This window comes from Acinetobacter sp. ANC 5045, assembly GCF_004331005.1.
Taxonomy (GTDB): Bacteria; Pseudomonadota; Gammaproteobacteria; order Pseudomonadales; family Moraxellaceae; genus Acinetobacter; species Acinetobacter towneri.
Genome location: NZ_SJNS01000020.1, coordinates 41,891 through 56,602 on the forward strand (window position 1 = coordinate 41,891; position 14,712 = coordinate 56,602).

The following is a 14,712-nucleotide window of genomic DNA, read 5'->3' on the forward strand; positions in this document are numbered from 1 at the left end:
TCAAGCATTATTTTTATATTTTAGCCAACAAAAAGCCAGCATAATGCTGGCTTTGGTGTGCTGATCTAATCAGAATAGGCTTATATTGAGTGTGTTTGCTAGAAGTGCTAAGGCTGCACCAAAAAACAAGCCTGCAAAAATTGACCACGCTAAACTTTTATCCATTTTTATATACCTGTACCCGAAAAGCACACTATAGCATTACGGCGTTATTTGAGCGCGTTGCAATATTGCTATGTTACGTTTACTGGTTTCTCTAATTGCATGTATGCGCTCTAAAACATCTGCAGGTATCGGGTTATCAGTCATCATTGTGTAGTTGTCGCATATATCCGCTAACGATTCTGCTAAGTCATTCATGTACTGTGCATTGCTATACGCAACTTTGATTTGTTCACTCACTTATATCTACTCCTGCAATTTGTATAACTTCCATCGTGTGGCCTAAATTTCTATAAAAATTCAAAATTCGCTCTATACAAAACTCATTCGCGCTTTCCCAGCGTAAAGGCCTGCCGTTTTCGTGATTTGTGTATGTGTAAACGCAATGCTTACTCGCCTTATCGCCCTTCTTGTAATAGTTTCTAAGCTTGCCATTTTGGATGATTGCAACGTCTGCACCTATCTTCTGGCCATACTTCAAAACCTTGTCTAAATCATAGGTCGTCATCAAACAATACCGCCGATTCTAGCCTTTTGTACGCTATTGCCTGCTTTCTGACTTTGTTTAGCTTTTCCGATAGCTCTGCTGCGATTTCATGCAATATGGATTCTATAAATTGATCATAGTAACCGCATGATTTTCTGTACCAGTCGCGTGTTAAATCACGGCGATTGGGAAAGCCGTATTGCACCTTCTCCGACCAGTTGTATTCTCGCGTACCCTTGCCGTTACAATGCTCACACTTCTTAGCTGCTTTAAATCCTAAGCCATTGCACACCTTGCACTTTCCGCGCGGGTTAAAATGAGCAAATAGAGCGGCCTTAGTCACACCATAGGCAAAATCCATCAATTTAACTTTGCGCGATTTAAACCCTCTTTTACGCATTTCCTGCATGACAAGCTGCTGTATATATTTGTGTAGCAACTCCATGTTGTATGCTCTGCGCTGCTCAATCATGGCGTATATGTACCAGCTATGATGCTCATCTAATAAAGCCAACACGCCACATAGGTCTGTCACATCAAGTAGCGGGAGATTCCCGCTAATCTTGAGTGATGCCGTTTTTGCATTTAAACGCGCAAATTGTTCAAGCATTACGCCTTCCTTTCTGCTTTTACGATAACGTCTGGCGTTTCGCCAAAGTCGCTACTCATGTCCATTGATACAAGGTTATTCATTGCCACACTTACAGCGTTATCAATCATGCTTTTGATTGAGTCATTTGTTGCTGTACCCGCTAATGCTTTTTTAACGGCGTTACGCTTGATCTGGTGGGCCGTGATAAAACGCTTAATATTCTGTATTGCTGCGCCATTGCTGACTTGTTCCGTTGTAAATGCAAGTCTGAAATAACCCAAAATTTGCGCTGTGTTGTATTTCATTAAATCTTTCGAGTAACCATCGTGTGTGGTGTGTCGGCTCTTTGCGCGTGTGCCGCCTTCTACTTCTACCAGTAAATTGTATTCAGGCAAGAAAAAATCTGCTCTGTGCTGGCTGTCTGGATTAAACTTAAATTCACGCTGGTATTTGATCTTATGCGCCTGCAGGTGCCGCGCCAGTGTTTCCTCACCAATGCTGCCCATTTGCGATAAAACTGCTTTTGTTTTTTGATTTGATTTTTGAACAAGCTTCTTTGCTTGTGCTGGTGTCATACGTGCCATATTAATTCTGTTCCTCTTTTGTGTGTGGTGGATTGCTGCGTAACTTTAGAGAGGGGTTGCCGCCCCTTGCTTTTCTACCAATACTCGCTAGGTACGCATTACTGAATTGTGTTATCTGCTTCTTACGTTCCTCTTTTGAGCCGCCTTCTGTGTCTTTGGCTCTTGCCCTTAAATCTACTTCACATACAAGACAACAACCTTGATAGCGCGTTGTTACGCCATTTCGCCTGTGCATATAGCCTTGATGCACCATGTCACCATGCCTTTGACAAAATAAAATGGCGTATTTCTTACCTTGACTGATTGCATACTTGTACGTGTCACGCTTACTGTGCTTGTTTTCATCGGGATGCAGGATTAAATCAAACAGTGCATAGTCTGAATAATCTATTCCGCGAATACGCTCAATTTTTGGCGGTTCTGGCTCTGGTTCCACAATTTCATAATTGCCTACAATGCCAGTGCCATGATTCAAAAAATCACAATTAAAGTTTTCCTCTATTTTTTGTGCTAGTGCTGTCTTAACGCCCTGCAGCAAATTGAGATAGGTAAACTTTAGCGCGTATAGCGTAATTTCCTCTTTGTGCTTGTCACGGTACAAAGCTGCCAATTCTTTAAAACGGTGGTATGGAATAACCATGTTTAGAATCTCCGCATCTGGCCAAGTAGCTTGTACTGCTTAAATTCTTTTTCCTGCAGCCATGAATAAAACGGCGTTGTGCAACTTAGCTTTGCTTTGGCTTCAAACACTTCATAATCATCTGAATACTGACCATCCAGATTAATGTTCCATTCTTTTGTGACACCTTCCCATAAAGTTTTGAACACACCATCACGCTTGAAATAATGCTTCCCCTTGTCTTTCCCCTGCATAAAGACTTCATAATTAATTGGGTCGCCAGCAAAGTCTTTAATATATGGTTCAAGTGTCACAATGTCGTCTGGATTATCAATGTGCCTAGCGCGGCTATGTATCTCAATTCTAAATTCTTGCGTTGGGTCAATTAGCTGCTTACGCAATGCGTAAATTAAATCGCCCTTATAAATCATGTCTAAGAGTTCAAGCGGCAAAGGGTCATCGCCAGATAGCGATATATTGTTCATTAAGCAATAAAGGTCTATTGTTGTATTTACATCGAAAATATCCCACTTCATTTCCAGATAGTGCTTATCGAGCCGCTTGTACTCTTTGAAATGGTCATATAAACCATCGACACCTTTGCTTGAAACGATTTGCTTAATGCTGTTTAGATTTAACTGGTCTTTCTTTGGCTTATATGGCTTCTTGCGGTTTTTTGGCTTGATCTTGTTAGCTTTACTCACAGTAAAAACCTCTCACAGTCTGCTAATTTCATGTTTTTGGCTAACCATGCGGCTTGTACGCGCTGCATAGGTGTCAGCCACTCTTGATGTGTGTCTATTGATTGCTGGGTTAAATGATTGATACCCAAAACATGTTTGGTGTGCTTGATATATACGGCGTGAATATTTGATTGGCTTATGCGATCTGCGCAATTTAGACACGGCGCATAGGTCACAACGGCCTGCGCTTCATCTTCTGGTCTAAACGTATTGCGCTCTAATACGGCGATTTCAGCATGTTTTACATGTTGATCATGAATACCCGTTACACACTTACACGGCATATCCTCACTATGCTGATTCACACCAGCAGCTAAAATGCGGTGCTGATTAAACACAACAAAAGCCACTTTTCTTTTTTGGCAATTGCTTTTTCGTGCGATCTGCTCTGCAACGTACATAGCGATATGCTTAGTTGTAATCATATAAAGCCCATTCCCTGCTTTTAAAATGCGTCCATAGCTTTTCTATTTCCTTGTCTGTGGCTCTTGATGGAGTTCTTTGCAGCACTTTAAGGCGTGCTAGTGATATACCTGTGCGCTCTGAGTGGAATTTATGATGTGCTGAATAAAATAGTGACCTTTTAATTAGTCTTTCCGCTTTTACCCGCTCATCAATTGATGGGATTTGTGTTATTTCCCCGCCGTTTTCCAGATATTCCTGCATATCCTTCTCAAGCTGGGTTCGGTCTTTAGGTGGTCTTGCTGCGTAAATCATTTGTTTCACTTTTCACACAAAAATAAAGGCGTAAAGTTACGCCGTTAGTTTAGAATATAACTGCATTTATATTTTTTCAATAGATATATTTATATTTGTTAATACATAACCAACAACTATAAGATTAAAGGGCGAAAATGGGAGTCCATAAAAATGGTTGATAGAACTGTTAGAGATGCTGAAGCACGAAAGCTTAAAGAACTATACGAAGCTAAAAAAAGCCAAGAAGAATTAGAGGGAAATAGCTTTAATCAACAAACAATTGCTACCGAAGGTGGCTGGACACAACCGAATGTATCAGCGTATCTGCGGGGTGTTGTTGAGATTAAAGAAGAAGCCGCCCTAGTTTTTGCGAAATGTCTTGAAGTACCTATTTCTGCCTTCAGCCCACGTATAGCAAATAGAATGTTACAGCGTGAGTTAATAGCTAAGAATCCTGCTACGATTAAGGCTAAAGTTACTCTTGTACCAAAGCTCAACGCTGCCACTCTGGATGCTGTTAGAGATAAACTTAAAGATACGAGCCTGATCATGCCAATATCGGAAGCAACAACCCCAATCAATAAACCATTATCAAACAATGCGTTTTCATTTGATCTAAGTGATAACTCCATGTCACCAAAGTATCAAGCTGGTACAAGCTTTGTGTTTGACCCAATGATTAAGCCATTACCAACCAATATAGTAATTGCTGCACACAAAAGCAGAACAGGTGAATACATCATAAGAGAATATTGCGTGAATGATGTTCTGGAAGATGGGCAAGATGTTTACGAGTTAAAGCCATTAAATACGGCGTTTCCGACCTTGCGTGATAACTACGAGGTGTTAGCTGTTGCTGTTGCTGTGGTAGATATGCTTATTTAGAGATTTGTACCATTCACCTCATTTTATAAACCCTATTTATCAAAATAGGGTTTTTTATTATCTGAAATAAATAAATATTCACTATTTGAAAATATTTTTAATAAAAATTCTTTAATTTTCAATTTTCTATATAAACGTATTGGTGCTTATTGGAATTAATTATAAATAAATATAAATAAAAGCTTGAAAGATATAAATGTATTTATGTATAGTGGGTGTGGAAATAAAAAAACCGAAGTCGGTTAAGACTTCGGCTTATTGAGCAATAAACGGCAATTTATATGCTCTGGCGTTCTATCCACACACAATAGGATTTCACAAATGAATCTTACCATACTCTTTCGCAATATTATTGCGTTCCTTCTTTCAGCCATCGTTTCCCTTCTTGTTGTTCAAAAGGTCTTGGATATTTACGACTACGAAGAACAGCAGCGCATTGAGCGTGTAAACCAGCATCTTGAATCTGTTAAGTCTGGCAAGTAAGGGGAATCATCATGGCTTTAGAAATTATCTCACCGAATGAACCAATGCCAGTCAATGCAATCAAGGTTTATATATACGGCGACCCTTCAATGGGTAAATCATCACTCGGCATGACCGCGCGCAAAGCACTCATTATTGATGCAGATAAGGGTGCATATCGTACTGGCGCACTACGCCGCGCACCTGTGCAAATTGCTGAAAACTGGATTCAAGTTGCTAACCTTACAGAACAAGACTTAGAACCGTTTGACACGATTGTTATAGATACAATTGGCCGACTGCTTGAAATGGTACGCTCACACCTTGCCAATGACTCAAGAAACACAAAGGGTGATGGCTCCCTAAAACTAAACGTACAAGGTACGGCGAACAACATTTTTCAGACGTTTGTTAATCGCATGATTGGCTACGGTAAAAACGTGGTGTTTTTGGCTCACGCTACCGAAGATAAAGACGATGATCTAGTTATACGCCGACCAGACTTAGGCGGTAAAAACCGACAAGAGATTTATCGCTTGTCTGACTGCATGGCGTATTTCACATACGAAGCGAACCAGAAAGGCGGCTCTAACCGTGTGCTTAAGTTTGGTTGGGGTGCTAACTACCACTCAAAAGACTGCGCCAATCTTGGCAATGTAAACGTACCAGACTTGGCTGATAACCCGACTTTTTTGGGCGATTTGATTGAATCCATTAAAACCCACTTAAACACACTCACACCAGAACAACGTGAATCTGTTGAGCGCGAACAAACATGGATTCATTTCATGCAGTTATGCAACGAAGCTCAATATGCCAGTGATATTAATAATCTCATGGAGCTAATGGCTGAGAACGTGGAACATCCGCAATACCTAAATAAAAATATGTGGTACGCAATCCAGAAAGCGGCCAAAGATTTAAACATGGTCTATGACCAACAAAGAAAACGCTGGTTTGAAACGGAAGCACAATAATGAACGCAATAATCCTTGATACCGAAACGCACGATATGAATGGCGTGCCTATTCAAATTTCCTATATCCCTTGTGGCTTTGTAGACGAACCTGCAGGAATTGAAGGCGAACAACCATCTAAACGATTCACTTTTGATTTAAGTAGCATGTTTGATGAATTGTTTAATACTGGCGGCCAGCCTATAGACTTTGGAGCTATGGCTGTTCACCACATTATTGAAGATGACTTGGTGGGTAAGCCGAATTACACAACCTTTCGCCTGCCTGCCAGCGTGATTTACGTTATCGGCCACAATATTGATTATGACTTAACCGCACTCTTAAAAGCTGGCGTGAACTGCAACCACATCAAGCCAATTTGCACGCTCAAGCTGGCGCGTCATTTCTACCCAAACGAAAGCTCACACAAGCTAGGTGCTTTGACTTATCGCTTTGCCAAAGACAAAAGCAAGGCGCGTGAAATGCTGAAAAATGCCCATGATGCGGCGGTAGATATTCATTTAACTGCACTACTGCTGCAAAAAATCATTGTTGAGCAAAATATTCAGTCTATCGAACAACTATATGAATTAAGCAATGAAGCCAGCACGCCTAAATACATTCATTTTGGCAAGCATAAGGGAACCGCTCTGGTAAACCTACCAGACGACTACGTGAACTGGCTTTTATCTAAAAACGATCTTGACCAAAACCTGCGCACAGCACTACTGAACCGCAAAGGCAATAAGGTGAAAGCATGAATACATATATCTTTGCATACACGGCGCGTATGTCGCCAAACGGAATTGTTAAGGGTCGCGTGGAAGCAACCAATGGTTATGACGCTGAACAACGTGTTTTACGCAATAACGGCTTGTATGACTCGGTATCAGTAAAGCTACTTAAAAACCAAGCTGCAGCACGTAAGCAAAAATATGAGGTGTTGCCTTGAAAGTTTTGACCATGTCCGAACTGGTACACCAGAAAAAGGCATTAATCAAACGGCGGGAGTCTAACCCAAGCCTTGAAATAGCTATAAACGCTGAGATTGATTTGATTGAAAAAAAAATCATGTCTAGGGTAAATAAAAGTGACCAAAACTTTTTGCGCGTTTTTTATAAAACAGCAAAGGAGTATTTACCCTCTCATGTTTTCGCCAAAATCGAAGGTGTGGCTAGTACCAGACGACACCAGCACCAATCCAGCAATCAGAAAGGCAATCAGTGATTTTCAATTCATCTACTTGCTGATTAACCAACTCAATGAAGCCGACTTTTCGGCTTCATGGGTAAACAAAAAATACCAGTACCATGACTTACTGATAGAACAAGCATGGATAACTTACAAAAATGGCATACTCGCCACTAAGAGAGTAAATGAAAATGTGTGAATGCGAAAACTGTGTAAAAAACTCAAGCCACTATAAATTTGTAAAAGCACGCGGCTTTGATAAGCCTGGTATGGATGCAGAAGCTATTAGTCCTGAATTTTATACTCACCTGTCTAAAATGTTTACAGCTCGCGTAAATGGCATTATTGAAGGCATAAAAAACGATAATGGCGGCTTATCTATGAAAGACTTTGCCGCAATTGCGTTTGTTTCTGAAAAAAATGCAATGGGTCACGCCGATGAAGCATATATAAGCTCCATGCTTAACCGTGAGATCAAAGCTGCAGAAATTAACGAAGCTGTGGCATCTGCGCTTACTTTAATTCAAAGCAAAGCCGTTTTATCTGGTGATGGTGCCATTTCAGATATTGCGAAAAACGCACTGGAAACCCTTAAAGACAACATGATGCAAAGTGCGGCTGAATTAAAAGCCATGCGCGATAAAACCGAAAACCAATAAACCTAAACCGCTATGAATAGCCAGCCGCAAGGCTGGTTTTTTGTCTTGAGAAAAACATGAGCCTGAATATTGAACCTAACCCACTCCGCTTACTCTGCCGCAAATTAGGCGGCATCCATCGTGTACTTGACCTACTTGATATTTTGGATAACCAAGCACGTTACTTCTGGGTGAATGACGATAGCCAACCTGACCGCAATTATCATGGCGTAAAGCTTGATAATTTTGTGCTGCAATACAAACTACTGAATGATGACAACTTAACTCCTTTTTCATCTGGTAGATTGCTCTGGATTAGAATAGGCAGCTTTAATGGGCCTTTGATTGACACCACACAATTTTTAAATGAGCTTGAAGATGCGATTAATCACCGTGTCTATGTGCCAGAAAACATTTATTTTCAAACGCTAGATTCTATTGAGCGACTAAGAAACGGCGCAAACAAAAAAGCCAGCGTTTAAGCTGGCTTTTTGCTATCTAGTGGCTACATGGCAAAGATATTACCGACACCATCGCTATTCATAACTTGAAGCGTGGTTGTATCTTCATCCATCGCAATGCGAACAATGTCATCACGCGATTTTTTACCCCCTTTTTTCAAGTACATCTGGTAATGCTTTTCGTTTAAATTAAACGGCGATTTCTTATCTGGTGGAGTATCGTTAGTAGAACCCCCTTTATTTTCGCTCTGTTTTGCGCCCAACGGCGTTTTATTTACTTTGGTTGGCTTGAACCCCAGAATCTTTAAAGGCTCTAAATACTCATCAAAATTGGCGTTTTGAAGGTCTTTGGCAATTGCAGCCACTAATTCTTTACCGCTACTGCCTGCTGCAACCTTTGTGCTAAGGTGGCTAAATCCCGCCTCACCTTCAACAACCTTATTGGCAATTTGGTTTGAAAAGGTTTTTATCTGCTCAATTGTCATCTGGTGAAGCACAAACTCACCATTATTTTCGCGTGGCTGTCGTTCTGCGCCATTTTTCGATAAAGGTGTGATGTTTATAGTCTTATTGTCGTATGAGTCAAATTCAAAGCGATATGCAACGATGGTGCGTCCATTTTTTAGCGGCACAGCTTTTAAGCCAACAAAACCAGTACCTTTGTTGATTTGATCTACTGCAACACCCACCACACGTTTATTAAAATCCCCACCTTGCTTGTACTCATGCGGTTCTAATCCAAGCTTACGGCGCAAGCTCTCAACTGGAAAGCTTGGCTGGTATTCTGCATTGCGCCATTTCATTAAAATTTGGTACAGCCGAACAGCATACTTGTTTTTCAAACGCCCGACTTCTTTTAAGTCTAATAATGTGAATTCTGTCTTAACCACTAAGTACAGATAAGGAATAACCGAAGGCGTAAAAAACATACTAACTTCACTTTTGCTTTTCATTTCTCCCTTCGCGTGAATCCAGCGACTACTGATAGGCTTTATCACACCATCATTGCCCACATAATCCATTTCAAAGGAGCGATCATAAATTGTATTTTTTGCGCTTGTTAGTGCTTCAAATGCCCTTTGCTTTGGTACGCCATATATTTTTGCAAATTCATCAGCCGTGATGACGACCTCTGTTTCTGGCGTGAAAGGCAACCCCTTTAATTCCAATTCATTTATTTTTCGAGTAGCAAGTAAAATTAATTTTTGTTCCTCTACTTCCATTCTATATACGGATTCGATTAGTTTATTAGCTTGCTTCGCAACTAAACTTGACTCCATTTTCTATCTCTTACGCAAAATAGCCTTGTTGCGATTATTACACCCATAAAAGACAAAATCAATCCTGTCTTTTATAGTTTTCAGTCACGGATTTGTCTTTTATGGTCACGTTTTTGTCGTTTATGGTCACGGATTTGTCTTTTTTGCGGTCACGGATTTGTCTTTTATGGTCACGGATTTGTCTTTTATGGTCACGGATTTGTCTTTTATAAAACGCTGAAATGCAGGCGTGGCAAGGCTTACAAGCCTGTCCTAAATAAGAAAGGAGAAACTATTAATTAAAATAAGAAAGAAGAAAGCATTTTTTGATGAAATTTTGAGTTTTAAGTTGTTTTTTAAGGCTATTACATAACCAATGGTATCTATAAGCATAAGTTATTTATAAACAAAAGAAATACGCATTAATTTATTGATTTATATTTATTTATATAAAAAACGGTCACGGATTTATCGTTTATCAACGTATGATGTTGAAAATATTAAAATAATAAAAAATGAACAAAACTTAAAGTCAAAACAAAGAGTCATATCAGCAATAAATATTCTAAAAAGACAGCTCCGATCTTGTCTTTTATTTATAATCTAATATAAGATTGGCTGGCAACGGCAATTGCACCTCACACAAGGAAATTATATGGAAAACATTTTAAAACCTAAGCGACCTAATAAAAATTCAGGTTGGCAACTGGTTGGTGAAACGAAAGACCAGTTCGGTTATGACAAATATTTTTACACCCACCCTAACGGCTTTGTTGTTATCTCTGCTCTTGAAGTAGCAGATGGGATTGTTCGCAACGAAGCTATCCCGCAATACCATGTTTCTATCTCAAAACACCCAGCAATACGCTGTTCAAGCAAAGATGCTAAGTTTATTTTGAAGCAATTTGGCATGAGTGATGCGCTTGAAGATAACCATTCACCGAGCCGCATTATTAGAAGTTTTTGGCTACCAGTAGATGAAAATAAAATCGGTATTGACTGCCATTGTGTTGAAAATGAGCCTGCTGTCATCTTAGACAAAGGCGATTATATCTGGCGACCTGCAGGTAAATAGCCATGACTGAACATGAATCAATTTTAAGAAAAATCAAACGCTGTTCTGAATTATCCCAAAGCTCAAATGAAAACGAAGCAGCTATCGCTTTAAAACAAATGAAGCGGCTTATGGAGCAGCACAATATTAGTGAGTCACATATTTTAGCTTCTGAGGTTTCTAAAAAATCCAGCAAGTTGAACGTGACTAAACGCCCTGCCAATTGGGTTTTAGCTCTACATCAAGTAATTGGTCAAGCTATGGACTGTGAGTGTTTTGTGAGAGAGGGACACTCAAACGTACCTATGCAAATAAGTTATCTTGGTGTGGGCGCATCCCCTGAAATTGCGAACTATGCGTTTGAGGTACTGTATCGAAAATTAAAAACTGAGCGCGATAACTTTATTAAAACCAAACTTTCCAGATTCAAACGCTCAAATAAAACCAAGCTGGCCGATGCCTTCTGTGGTGGTTGGGTATGGAACGTATATAGCAAGGTGAAAAACCTAAATCCAAACGAAGAAGCCAAACAAAAAATTAATGCGTACAAGGAAATGAACGCCAGTAGTTTTAATGAAGATGTTTTTAAAACCAAAAATCGATATGACAGCAAGGATTCAAAGGTGCAGGCTGCAATGTCTATGGGTGCGGCATCTTCAAGTGACGTTAGTCTGTTTGCGGCCACTGGTCATACTGAAAAAAACTTAATTGAGGTGGCGTGATGGATACAGTGACATTAATTTTTGAAGGCTATTCGGATGATACGTTTGGTGAAACCAATCACTTTAATGATGATTACGATAACTGTGCTTCTGGGAAGCCTATTGAATATTTAGTGAAGTCAGGTGAATACGCAATTGTAGTAACTGGTCACTTTTGCCCTAACAACTCTGGAACATGGATGATTGGAGTCGCCAACCATGACCCAGATTGCGAGGATGTTGATTTTCCAAAGTGGCCGATGCGCATTGAGCCACAAGATTATCGTAATGGATTCCAGCCAAGATTAATAATTGAAGCTCCAAGAGATGTTGAAATTAAGTGTTTTCAACGGAATGAGGTGGCGTGATGGATTTGCAGAAAGAAATTGACAACTTAAAAGTAAAAGCTGGATACGATGGCAAGCCGCAGCAATGGCAATACGGTTTTGACTTGGCTTGCCGTGAGCTTGAGTCATGCGAAAAGCAATCGCAATGGATTAGTGTTGAAGATAAACACCCAAGTAAAATCGGAAATTATCTTGTTTGTGTTGATGGTGTGGTTTGCGATTTTCCGTTTAAGTGGGTAGCTAATCACTGGAAAGAATTTAAGTTGGGGTATGGGTTGCAGGAAGACACTCACGGTTGGTGGCATACATCTCAAAACGTAACCCACTGGATGCCATTACCCGATGCACCACAGGAGCAAGCCAATGAAAGCGAATGAGTTTTTTAAGGCAATGGGAATAAATGCGGTAAAGCAATTCCTTGAGAATGACAATATCAGAACAAAAGAGACGCATGACGACCTAAAACGCCTTGTTGAAAGTCATGAGTTGGTTGAGTCACAAGGCGGATATGAGTCGACCAAGAAAGAATTGCAACGCCAATCAATCTTAAGATGGATAAATCCTGAAACTGAGAGACTGCGTGTAGCCATCGCAGACGTGGAGAGTTGTCAATGAATGATTTTAAAACTGGCAACCGTGTGTATGTGGAATTTCTATCTGAAAGCGGAACTGAATTTTCAAGAACATACTTTAAAGGCAAAGGCGTAATTGATCTGGTGGACGACTATTATATTTTTGGTCGGCTAGATACTGGTGAACCTTTTATGTGTCCATTTAACTGCGTTAAACATATTGAAAAATAAATTAGGAATAATCATGGAAAATTTAAAACCAATAAAACAGTTGCCAGAACTTAAAGACAATCAGGAATGGGCTTGCGAAGGCGGCTGCGGTGATATTCAACCAGTGCTGCATAGAAACGTATATTGTGAGCGTTGGGATTTATCGGGCAGGAAAATTGAGGAAAAAGCCGAACACTATTACACCTGCCAAAATGGGCATATTCTGGCTGTATGGGATGCAGATGCAAATGACTATGCCCTACTCCCTGATCAAGCCTACCAGAAGCGCAAAGCACATAAAGAATTAAGCCTGCGTGCCATTCAAAACCTGATAGATGAAATTCAAGCCGAGAAACAAAAAATGATTGGCGGCATGAGTAGTGAAATAAGAGAGTTTTTTGAATTTTCAAAAATCAGTTTTGAATTGACCTTTAAAAGCGGTGAAGTTTTAAGTCTTGATGAACACCATCTAAATGAATTAAAGGCCAGTTTGACTGAAAATATGATTCTTGGGGCTGAATAACTATGGCTAAAAGATTTGGACGCAATCAAAAGCGAAAAATGCGGTTAAAGATAGAATCTCAAAATAGCTTGCTTGCCAAGCAAGAACGCGAAATTAGAGAACTTAACCAAAACCTAAGTTGTGCTAACAGCACTATAAACTTAACAGCAGAAATACTTGGCGAGCATTTTATTAGCCTACCAGTGCGAAATTTTAGAGTTAAGGAAATACAAAACCTTTATCAGTACGCAATAAAACCAGCGCATCCAGAACGGTATTTAACATCAAGGCATCTTGAGTTTTGTCACAAGTCTTTAGTTTATCTCGAAACATATCAAGCCGAAGCTAGTATTGATAAATTAAGACAACTTGTTCACATGCGCTACTTTAGCCAGTGCGGAAAGGTCGCATACGGATTACCAAAAACCGTATGGGATAAATTACCTGCAGAAACACTGGAAAAAATCATCAGAACGGATATAGCTCAAGAAATGGCACATTTACTGGTGAAGCATGGTAAGGAAAAAAGGGAGTTGCGCTTTTATTAATTTTTTTAACCTAAATAATGTCCTAAAATGTATATTTTAGGACATTATTGCTTTAAGCCTAAAAAATGACTGATTTAAACCGCGCTACGTGAATAAAAATAAAAATCGAAGGGTGTTCTGCTGTTCCATTCACGTACACGCGCTTAATTGACTGAGGTATTTAATGCGTAAGCCTTTAAAATCAAGGGCTGTGACTGAAATTGTTAAGCAATCAAAGCCCGAAAAATCAAATAGAAAATCGGGTAAAGCCGCCTATGTTTCAGAATCCGACCTTCAAATAACCATTTCAAACTTAAAGCGCAAAACAGCCCTGCGAAATGAAGCTGTATTGCTGGTGTCGCATTTTATGGGTTTGCGTGCAAAGGAAATGGCCGCGCTCAAAATTGGCGACCTTTACGATTTCAGAAATGGCATCTTAAAAGACACGATTCGACTTCTGGCCGCCTATACCAAAGGCAATAAATACCGCGAAGTCTTTTTAATGGATGGTTATACGCGAAAAGTCTTACTCGAATACATCATGTCACGCGAAGATGCTACGCCTACCGCACCACTGTTTTTATCACAAAAGCAATGCGCTTTTACTGCTGGCTCAATGCAAAGAATGATTGGCAGGCTATATAAATCTGCTGGAATTGTCGGTAGCTCACATAGCGGCAGGCGTTCCTTTGCGACCAGACTTATTCGCGGCGGTGTTGATATTTACTCTATTCAGCAACTCATGGGTCACTCAAGCATAACTACAACACAAGAGTATTTTGCATCTGACCCTAATGTGTTAAAAGAAAAAGTATCCAAGTTAAGTCAAGGTTTTAGCAATCTATAAATAATATTTCTGTATTATCTTTGGATTATATAATACATATATATGACCATATACACACCTATATAAACATGCGTATATATTTATGTATTGGTGTATTTATTGCTGTATGTGCATGTGTTCGTTATAATTCATACACGGCAACACATACACACACAAGGTAGGAATATGATTTTATTGATTGCTAACACAAAGGGCGGGGTGGGAAAAACATCAC

Annotated in this window: 26 protein-coding genes; 17 read left to right on the forward strand and 9 right to left on the reverse strand. The window is 39.8% G+C overall.

Annotated elements, in window-relative coordinates; translation table 11 throughout:
• Positions 1-201 precede the first annotated feature (201 nt).
• The 8 genes from E0H79_RS12990 to E0H79_RS13025 are packed head-to-tail and all read right to left on the reverse strand — an operon-like array spanning position 202 to position 3,904.
• Positions 202-402: a hypothetical protein gene (locus tag E0H79_RS12990; RefSeq protein WP_131261866.1), complete on the reverse strand. Its 201-nt coding sequence runs from the start codon at positions 400-402 to the stop codon at positions 202-204.
• Entirely contained in the window at positions 395-670 is a 276-nt protein-coding gene (locus E0H79_RS12995; RefSeq protein WP_131261867.1) for a hypothetical protein, read from the reverse strand. The genes E0H79_RS12990 and E0H79_RS12995 overlap by 8 nt, the downstream gene beginning before the upstream one ends.
• Entirely contained in the window at positions 657-1,259 is a 603-nt protein-coding gene (locus tag E0H79_RS13000) for a hypothetical protein (RefSeq protein WP_131261868.1), read from the reverse strand. Before E0H79_RS13000 ends, E0H79_RS12995 begins: the two co-directional genes overlap by 14 nt.
• Positions 1,259-1,825, reverse strand: coding sequence for an endonuclease domain-containing protein (locus tag E0H79_RS13005; protein ID WP_228258796.1), 567 nt, complete (start codon positions 1,823-1,825; stop codon positions 1,259-1,261). Before E0H79_RS13005 ends, E0H79_RS13000 begins: the two co-directional genes overlap by 1 nt.
• A gap of 1 nt (position 1,826) precedes the next feature.
• Positions 1,827-2,465 (reverse strand): hypothetical protein, encoded by a 639-nt coding sequence (locus E0H79_RS13010; protein ID WP_131261869.1) that lies wholly within the window; start codon positions 2,463-2,465, stop codon positions 1,827-1,829.
• A 2-nt stretch (positions 2,466-2,467) separates the two neighbouring features.
• On the reverse strand, positions 2,468-3,148 hold the full coding sequence (locus tag E0H79_RS13015; protein WP_131261870.1) for a hypothetical protein: 681 nt from the start codon (positions 3,146-3,148) through the stop codon (positions 2,468-2,470).
• On the reverse strand, positions 3,145-3,612 hold the full coding sequence (locus E0H79_RS13020) for a deaminase (RefSeq protein ID WP_131261871.1): 468 nt from the start codon (positions 3,610-3,612) through the stop codon (positions 3,145-3,147). The genes E0H79_RS13015 and E0H79_RS13020 overlap by 4 nt, the downstream gene beginning before the upstream one ends.
• Positions 3,599-3,904, reverse strand: coding sequence for a hypothetical protein (locus E0H79_RS13025; RefSeq protein ID WP_180051186.1), 306 nt, complete (start codon positions 3,902-3,904; stop codon positions 3,599-3,601). The genes E0H79_RS13020 and E0H79_RS13025 overlap by 14 nt, the downstream gene beginning before the upstream one ends.
• Positions 3,905-4,057: 153 nt before the next feature.
• Between E0H79_RS13025 and E0H79_RS13030 the strand changes: the two genes are divergently transcribed.
• From E0H79_RS13030 to E0H79_RS13060, 8 genes are all read left to right on the forward strand, one after another.
• On the forward strand, positions 4,058-4,771 hold the full coding sequence (locus tag E0H79_RS13030) for a S24 family peptidase (protein WP_131261873.1): 714 nt from the start codon (positions 4,058-4,060) through the stop codon (positions 4,769-4,771).
• 321 nt (positions 4,772-5,092) lie between these two features.
• Positions 5,093-5,254, forward strand: coding sequence for a hypothetical protein (locus E0H79_RS15330; protein WP_165492543.1), 162 nt, complete (start codon positions 5,093-5,095; stop codon positions 5,252-5,254).
• A gap of 11 nt (positions 5,255-5,265) precedes the next feature.
• A complete protein-coding gene (locus E0H79_RS13035) occupies positions 5,266-6,210 on the forward strand; it encodes an ATP-binding protein (protein ID WP_131261874.1) in 945 nt (314 codons plus the stop codon).
• Complete coding sequence (locus tag E0H79_RS13040; RefSeq protein ID WP_131261875.1) at positions 6,210-6,950, forward strand: putative quorum-sensing-regulated virulence factor; 741 nt, start codon at positions 6,210-6,212, stop codon at positions 6,948-6,950. The genes E0H79_RS13035 and E0H79_RS13040 overlap by 1 nt, the downstream gene beginning before the upstream one ends.
• Positions 6,947-7,141 carry a hypothetical protein gene (locus tag E0H79_RS13045; protein WP_131261876.1) on the forward strand — a complete coding sequence of 65 codons (195 nt, stop codon included), beginning with the start codon at positions 6,947-6,949 and terminating at the stop codon, positions 7,139-7,141. Before E0H79_RS13040 ends, E0H79_RS13045 begins: the two co-directional genes overlap by 4 nt.
• Positions 7,138-7,416 (forward strand): hypothetical protein, encoded by a 279-nt coding sequence (locus tag E0H79_RS13050; protein WP_131261877.1) that lies wholly within the window; start codon positions 7,138-7,140, stop codon positions 7,414-7,416. The genes E0H79_RS13045 and E0H79_RS13050 overlap by 4 nt, the downstream gene beginning before the upstream one ends.
• A 149-nt stretch (positions 7,417-7,565) precedes the next feature.
• Positions 7,566-8,039, forward strand: a complete 474-nt coding sequence (locus tag E0H79_RS13055; RefSeq protein ID WP_131261878.1) for a hypothetical protein — start codon at positions 7,566-7,568, stop codon at positions 8,037-8,039.
• 56 nt (positions 8,040-8,095) lie between these two features.
• Positions 8,096-8,500, forward strand: a complete 405-nt coding sequence (locus tag E0H79_RS13060) for a hypothetical protein (RefSeq protein ID WP_131261879.1) — start codon at positions 8,096-8,098, stop codon at positions 8,498-8,500.
• Positions 8,501-8,523: 23 nt separating this feature from the next.
• Here the strand turns inward: E0H79_RS13060 and E0H79_RS13065 are convergent, their stop codons facing one another.
• Positions 8,524-9,759 (reverse strand): RepB family plasmid replication initiator protein, encoded by a 1,236-nt coding sequence (locus E0H79_RS13065; protein ID WP_131261880.1) that lies wholly within the window; start codon positions 9,757-9,759, stop codon positions 8,524-8,526.
• 634 nt (positions 9,760-10,393) lie between these two features.
• Here E0H79_RS13065 and E0H79_RS13070 point away from each other — a divergent pair.
• From E0H79_RS13070 to E0H79_RS13110, 9 genes are all read left to right on the forward strand, one after another.
• On the forward strand, positions 10,394-10,813 hold the full coding sequence (locus tag E0H79_RS13070) for a hypothetical protein (protein WP_131261881.1): 420 nt from the start codon (positions 10,394-10,396) through the stop codon (positions 10,811-10,813).
• 2 nt (positions 10,814-10,815) lie between these two features.
• Positions 10,816-11,514: a DUF2786 domain-containing protein gene (locus tag E0H79_RS13075; RefSeq protein WP_131261882.1), complete on the forward strand. Its 699-nt coding sequence runs from the start codon at positions 10,816-10,818 to the stop codon at positions 11,512-11,514.
• The gene (locus tag E0H79_RS13080) at positions 11,514-11,861 is read left to right on the forward strand and encodes a hypothetical protein (RefSeq protein WP_131261883.1); all 348 of its coding nucleotides are present in this window, start codon (positions 11,514-11,516) and stop codon (positions 11,859-11,861) included. The genes E0H79_RS13075 and E0H79_RS13080 overlap by 1 nt, the downstream gene beginning before the upstream one ends.
• Positions 11,861-12,217 (forward strand): DUF551 domain-containing protein, encoded by a 357-nt coding sequence (locus E0H79_RS13085; protein ID WP_131261884.1) that lies wholly within the window; start codon positions 11,861-11,863, stop codon positions 12,215-12,217. Before E0H79_RS13080 ends, E0H79_RS13085 begins: the two co-directional genes overlap by 1 nt.
• Positions 12,204-12,455: a hypothetical protein gene (locus tag E0H79_RS13090; RefSeq protein WP_131261885.1), complete on the forward strand. Its 252-nt coding sequence runs from the start codon at positions 12,204-12,206 to the stop codon at positions 12,453-12,455. Before E0H79_RS13085 ends, E0H79_RS13090 begins: the two co-directional genes overlap by 14 nt.
• On the forward strand, positions 12,452-12,643 hold the full coding sequence (locus E0H79_RS13095; protein WP_131261886.1) for a hypothetical protein: 192 nt from the start codon (positions 12,452-12,454) through the stop codon (positions 12,641-12,643). The genes E0H79_RS13090 and E0H79_RS13095 overlap by 4 nt, the downstream gene beginning before the upstream one ends.
• 13 nt (positions 12,644-12,656) lie before the next feature.
• The gene (locus E0H79_RS13100) at positions 12,657-13,145 is read left to right on the forward strand and encodes a hypothetical protein (protein WP_131261887.1); all 489 of its coding nucleotides are present in this window, start codon (positions 12,657-12,659) and stop codon (positions 13,143-13,145) included.
• A gap of 2 nt (positions 13,146-13,147) precedes the next feature.
• Positions 13,148-13,672, forward strand: coding sequence for a hypothetical protein (locus E0H79_RS13105; protein WP_131261888.1), 525 nt, complete (start codon positions 13,148-13,150; stop codon positions 13,670-13,672).
• A gap of 163 nt (positions 13,673-13,835) precedes the next feature.
• A complete protein-coding gene (locus tag E0H79_RS13110) occupies positions 13,836-14,498 on the forward strand; it encodes a tyrosine-type recombinase/integrase (RefSeq protein ID WP_131261889.1) in 663 nt (220 codons plus the stop codon).
• The last annotated feature ends 214 nt before the right edge of the window (positions 14,499-14,712 follow it).

What these genes read in the sequence shown, in the direction of transcription:
- E0H79_RS13010 (WP_131261869.1), bottom strand. Translation starts at nt 2,465, where the DNA reads ATGGTTATTCCATACCACCGTTTTAAAGAATTGGCAGCTTTGTACCGT.
- E0H79_RS13000 (WP_131261868.1), bottom strand. Translation starts at nt 1,259, where the DNA reads ATGCTTGAACAATTTGCGCGTTTAAATGCAAAAACGGCATCACTCAAG.
- E0H79_RS15330 (WP_165492543.1), top strand. Translation starts at nt 5,093, where the DNA reads ATGAATCTTACCATACTCTTTCGCAATATTATTGCGTTCCTTCTTTCA.
- E0H79_RS13045 (WP_131261876.1), top strand. Translation starts at nt 6,947, where the DNA reads ATGAATACATATATCTTTGCATACACGGCGCGTATGTCGCCAAACGGA.
- E0H79_RS13070 (WP_131261881.1), top strand. Translation starts at nt 10,394, where the DNA reads ATGGAAAACATTTTAAAACCTAAGCGACCTAATAAAAATTCAGGTTGG.
- E0H79_RS13095 (WP_131261886.1), top strand. Translation starts at nt 12,452, where the DNA reads ATGAATGATTTTAAAACTGGCAACCGTGTGTATGTGGAATTTCTATCT.
- E0H79_RS13105 (WP_131261888.1), top strand. Translation starts at nt 13,148, where the DNA reads ATGGCTAAAAGATTTGGACGCAATCAAAAGCGAAAAATGCGGTTAAAG.
- E0H79_RS13030 (WP_131261873.1), top strand. Translation starts at nt 4,058, where the DNA reads ATGGTTGATAGAACTGTTAGAGATGCTGAAGCACGAAAGCTTAAAGAA.
- E0H79_RS13035 (WP_131261874.1), top strand. Translation starts at nt 5,266, where the DNA reads ATGGCTTTAGAAATTATCTCACCGAATGAACCAATGCCAGTCAATGCA.
- E0H79_RS12995 (WP_131261867.1), bottom strand. Translation starts at nt 670, where the DNA reads ATGACGACCTATGATTTAGACAAGGTTTTGAAGTATGGCCAGAAGATA.
- E0H79_RS13085 (WP_131261884.1), top strand. Translation starts at nt 11,861, where the DNA reads ATGGATTTGCAGAAAGAAATTGACAACTTAAAAGTAAAAGCTGGATAC.
- E0H79_RS13020 (WP_131261871.1), bottom strand. Translation starts at nt 3,612, where the DNA reads ATGATTACAACTAAGCATATCGCTATGTACGTTGCAGAGCAGATCGCA.
- E0H79_RS13040 (WP_131261875.1), top strand. Translation starts at nt 6,210, where the DNA reads ATGAACGCAATAATCCTTGATACCGAAACGCACGATATGAATGGCGTG.
- E0H79_RS13075 (WP_131261882.1), top strand. Translation starts at nt 10,816, where the DNA reads ATGACTGAACATGAATCAATTTTAAGAAAAATCAAACGCTGTTCTGAA.
- E0H79_RS13025 (WP_180051186.1), bottom strand. Translation starts at nt 3,904, where the DNA reads ATGATTTACGCAGCAAGACCACCTAAAGACCGAACCCAGCTTGAGAAG.
- E0H79_RS13065 (WP_131261880.1), bottom strand. Translation starts at nt 9,759, where the DNA reads ATGGAGTCAAGTTTAGTTGCGAAGCAAGCTAATAAACTAATCGAATCC.
- E0H79_RS13110 (WP_131261889.1), top strand. Translation starts at nt 13,836, where the DNA reads ATGCGTAAGCCTTTAAAATCAAGGGCTGTGACTGAAATTGTTAAGCAA.
- E0H79_RS13055 (WP_131261878.1), top strand. Translation starts at nt 7,566, where the DNA reads ATGAAAATGTGTGAATGCGAAAACTGTGTAAAAAACTCAAGCCACTAT.
- E0H79_RS13080 (WP_131261883.1), top strand. Translation starts at nt 11,514, where the DNA reads ATGGATACAGTGACATTAATTTTTGAAGGCTATTCGGATGATACGTTT.
- E0H79_RS13060 (WP_131261879.1), top strand. Translation starts at nt 8,096, where the DNA reads ATGAGCCTGAATATTGAACCTAACCCACTCCGCTTACTCTGCCGCAAA.
- E0H79_RS13005 (WP_228258796.1), bottom strand. Translation starts at nt 1,825, where the DNA reads ATGGCACGTATGACACCAGCACAAGCAAAGAAGCTTGTTCAAAAATCA.
- E0H79_RS13100 (WP_131261887.1), top strand. Translation starts at nt 12,657, where the DNA reads ATGGAAAATTTAAAACCAATAAAACAGTTGCCAGAACTTAAAGACAAT.
- E0H79_RS13090 (WP_131261885.1), top strand. Translation starts at nt 12,204, where the DNA reads ATGAAAGCGAATGAGTTTTTTAAGGCAATGGGAATAAATGCGGTAAAG.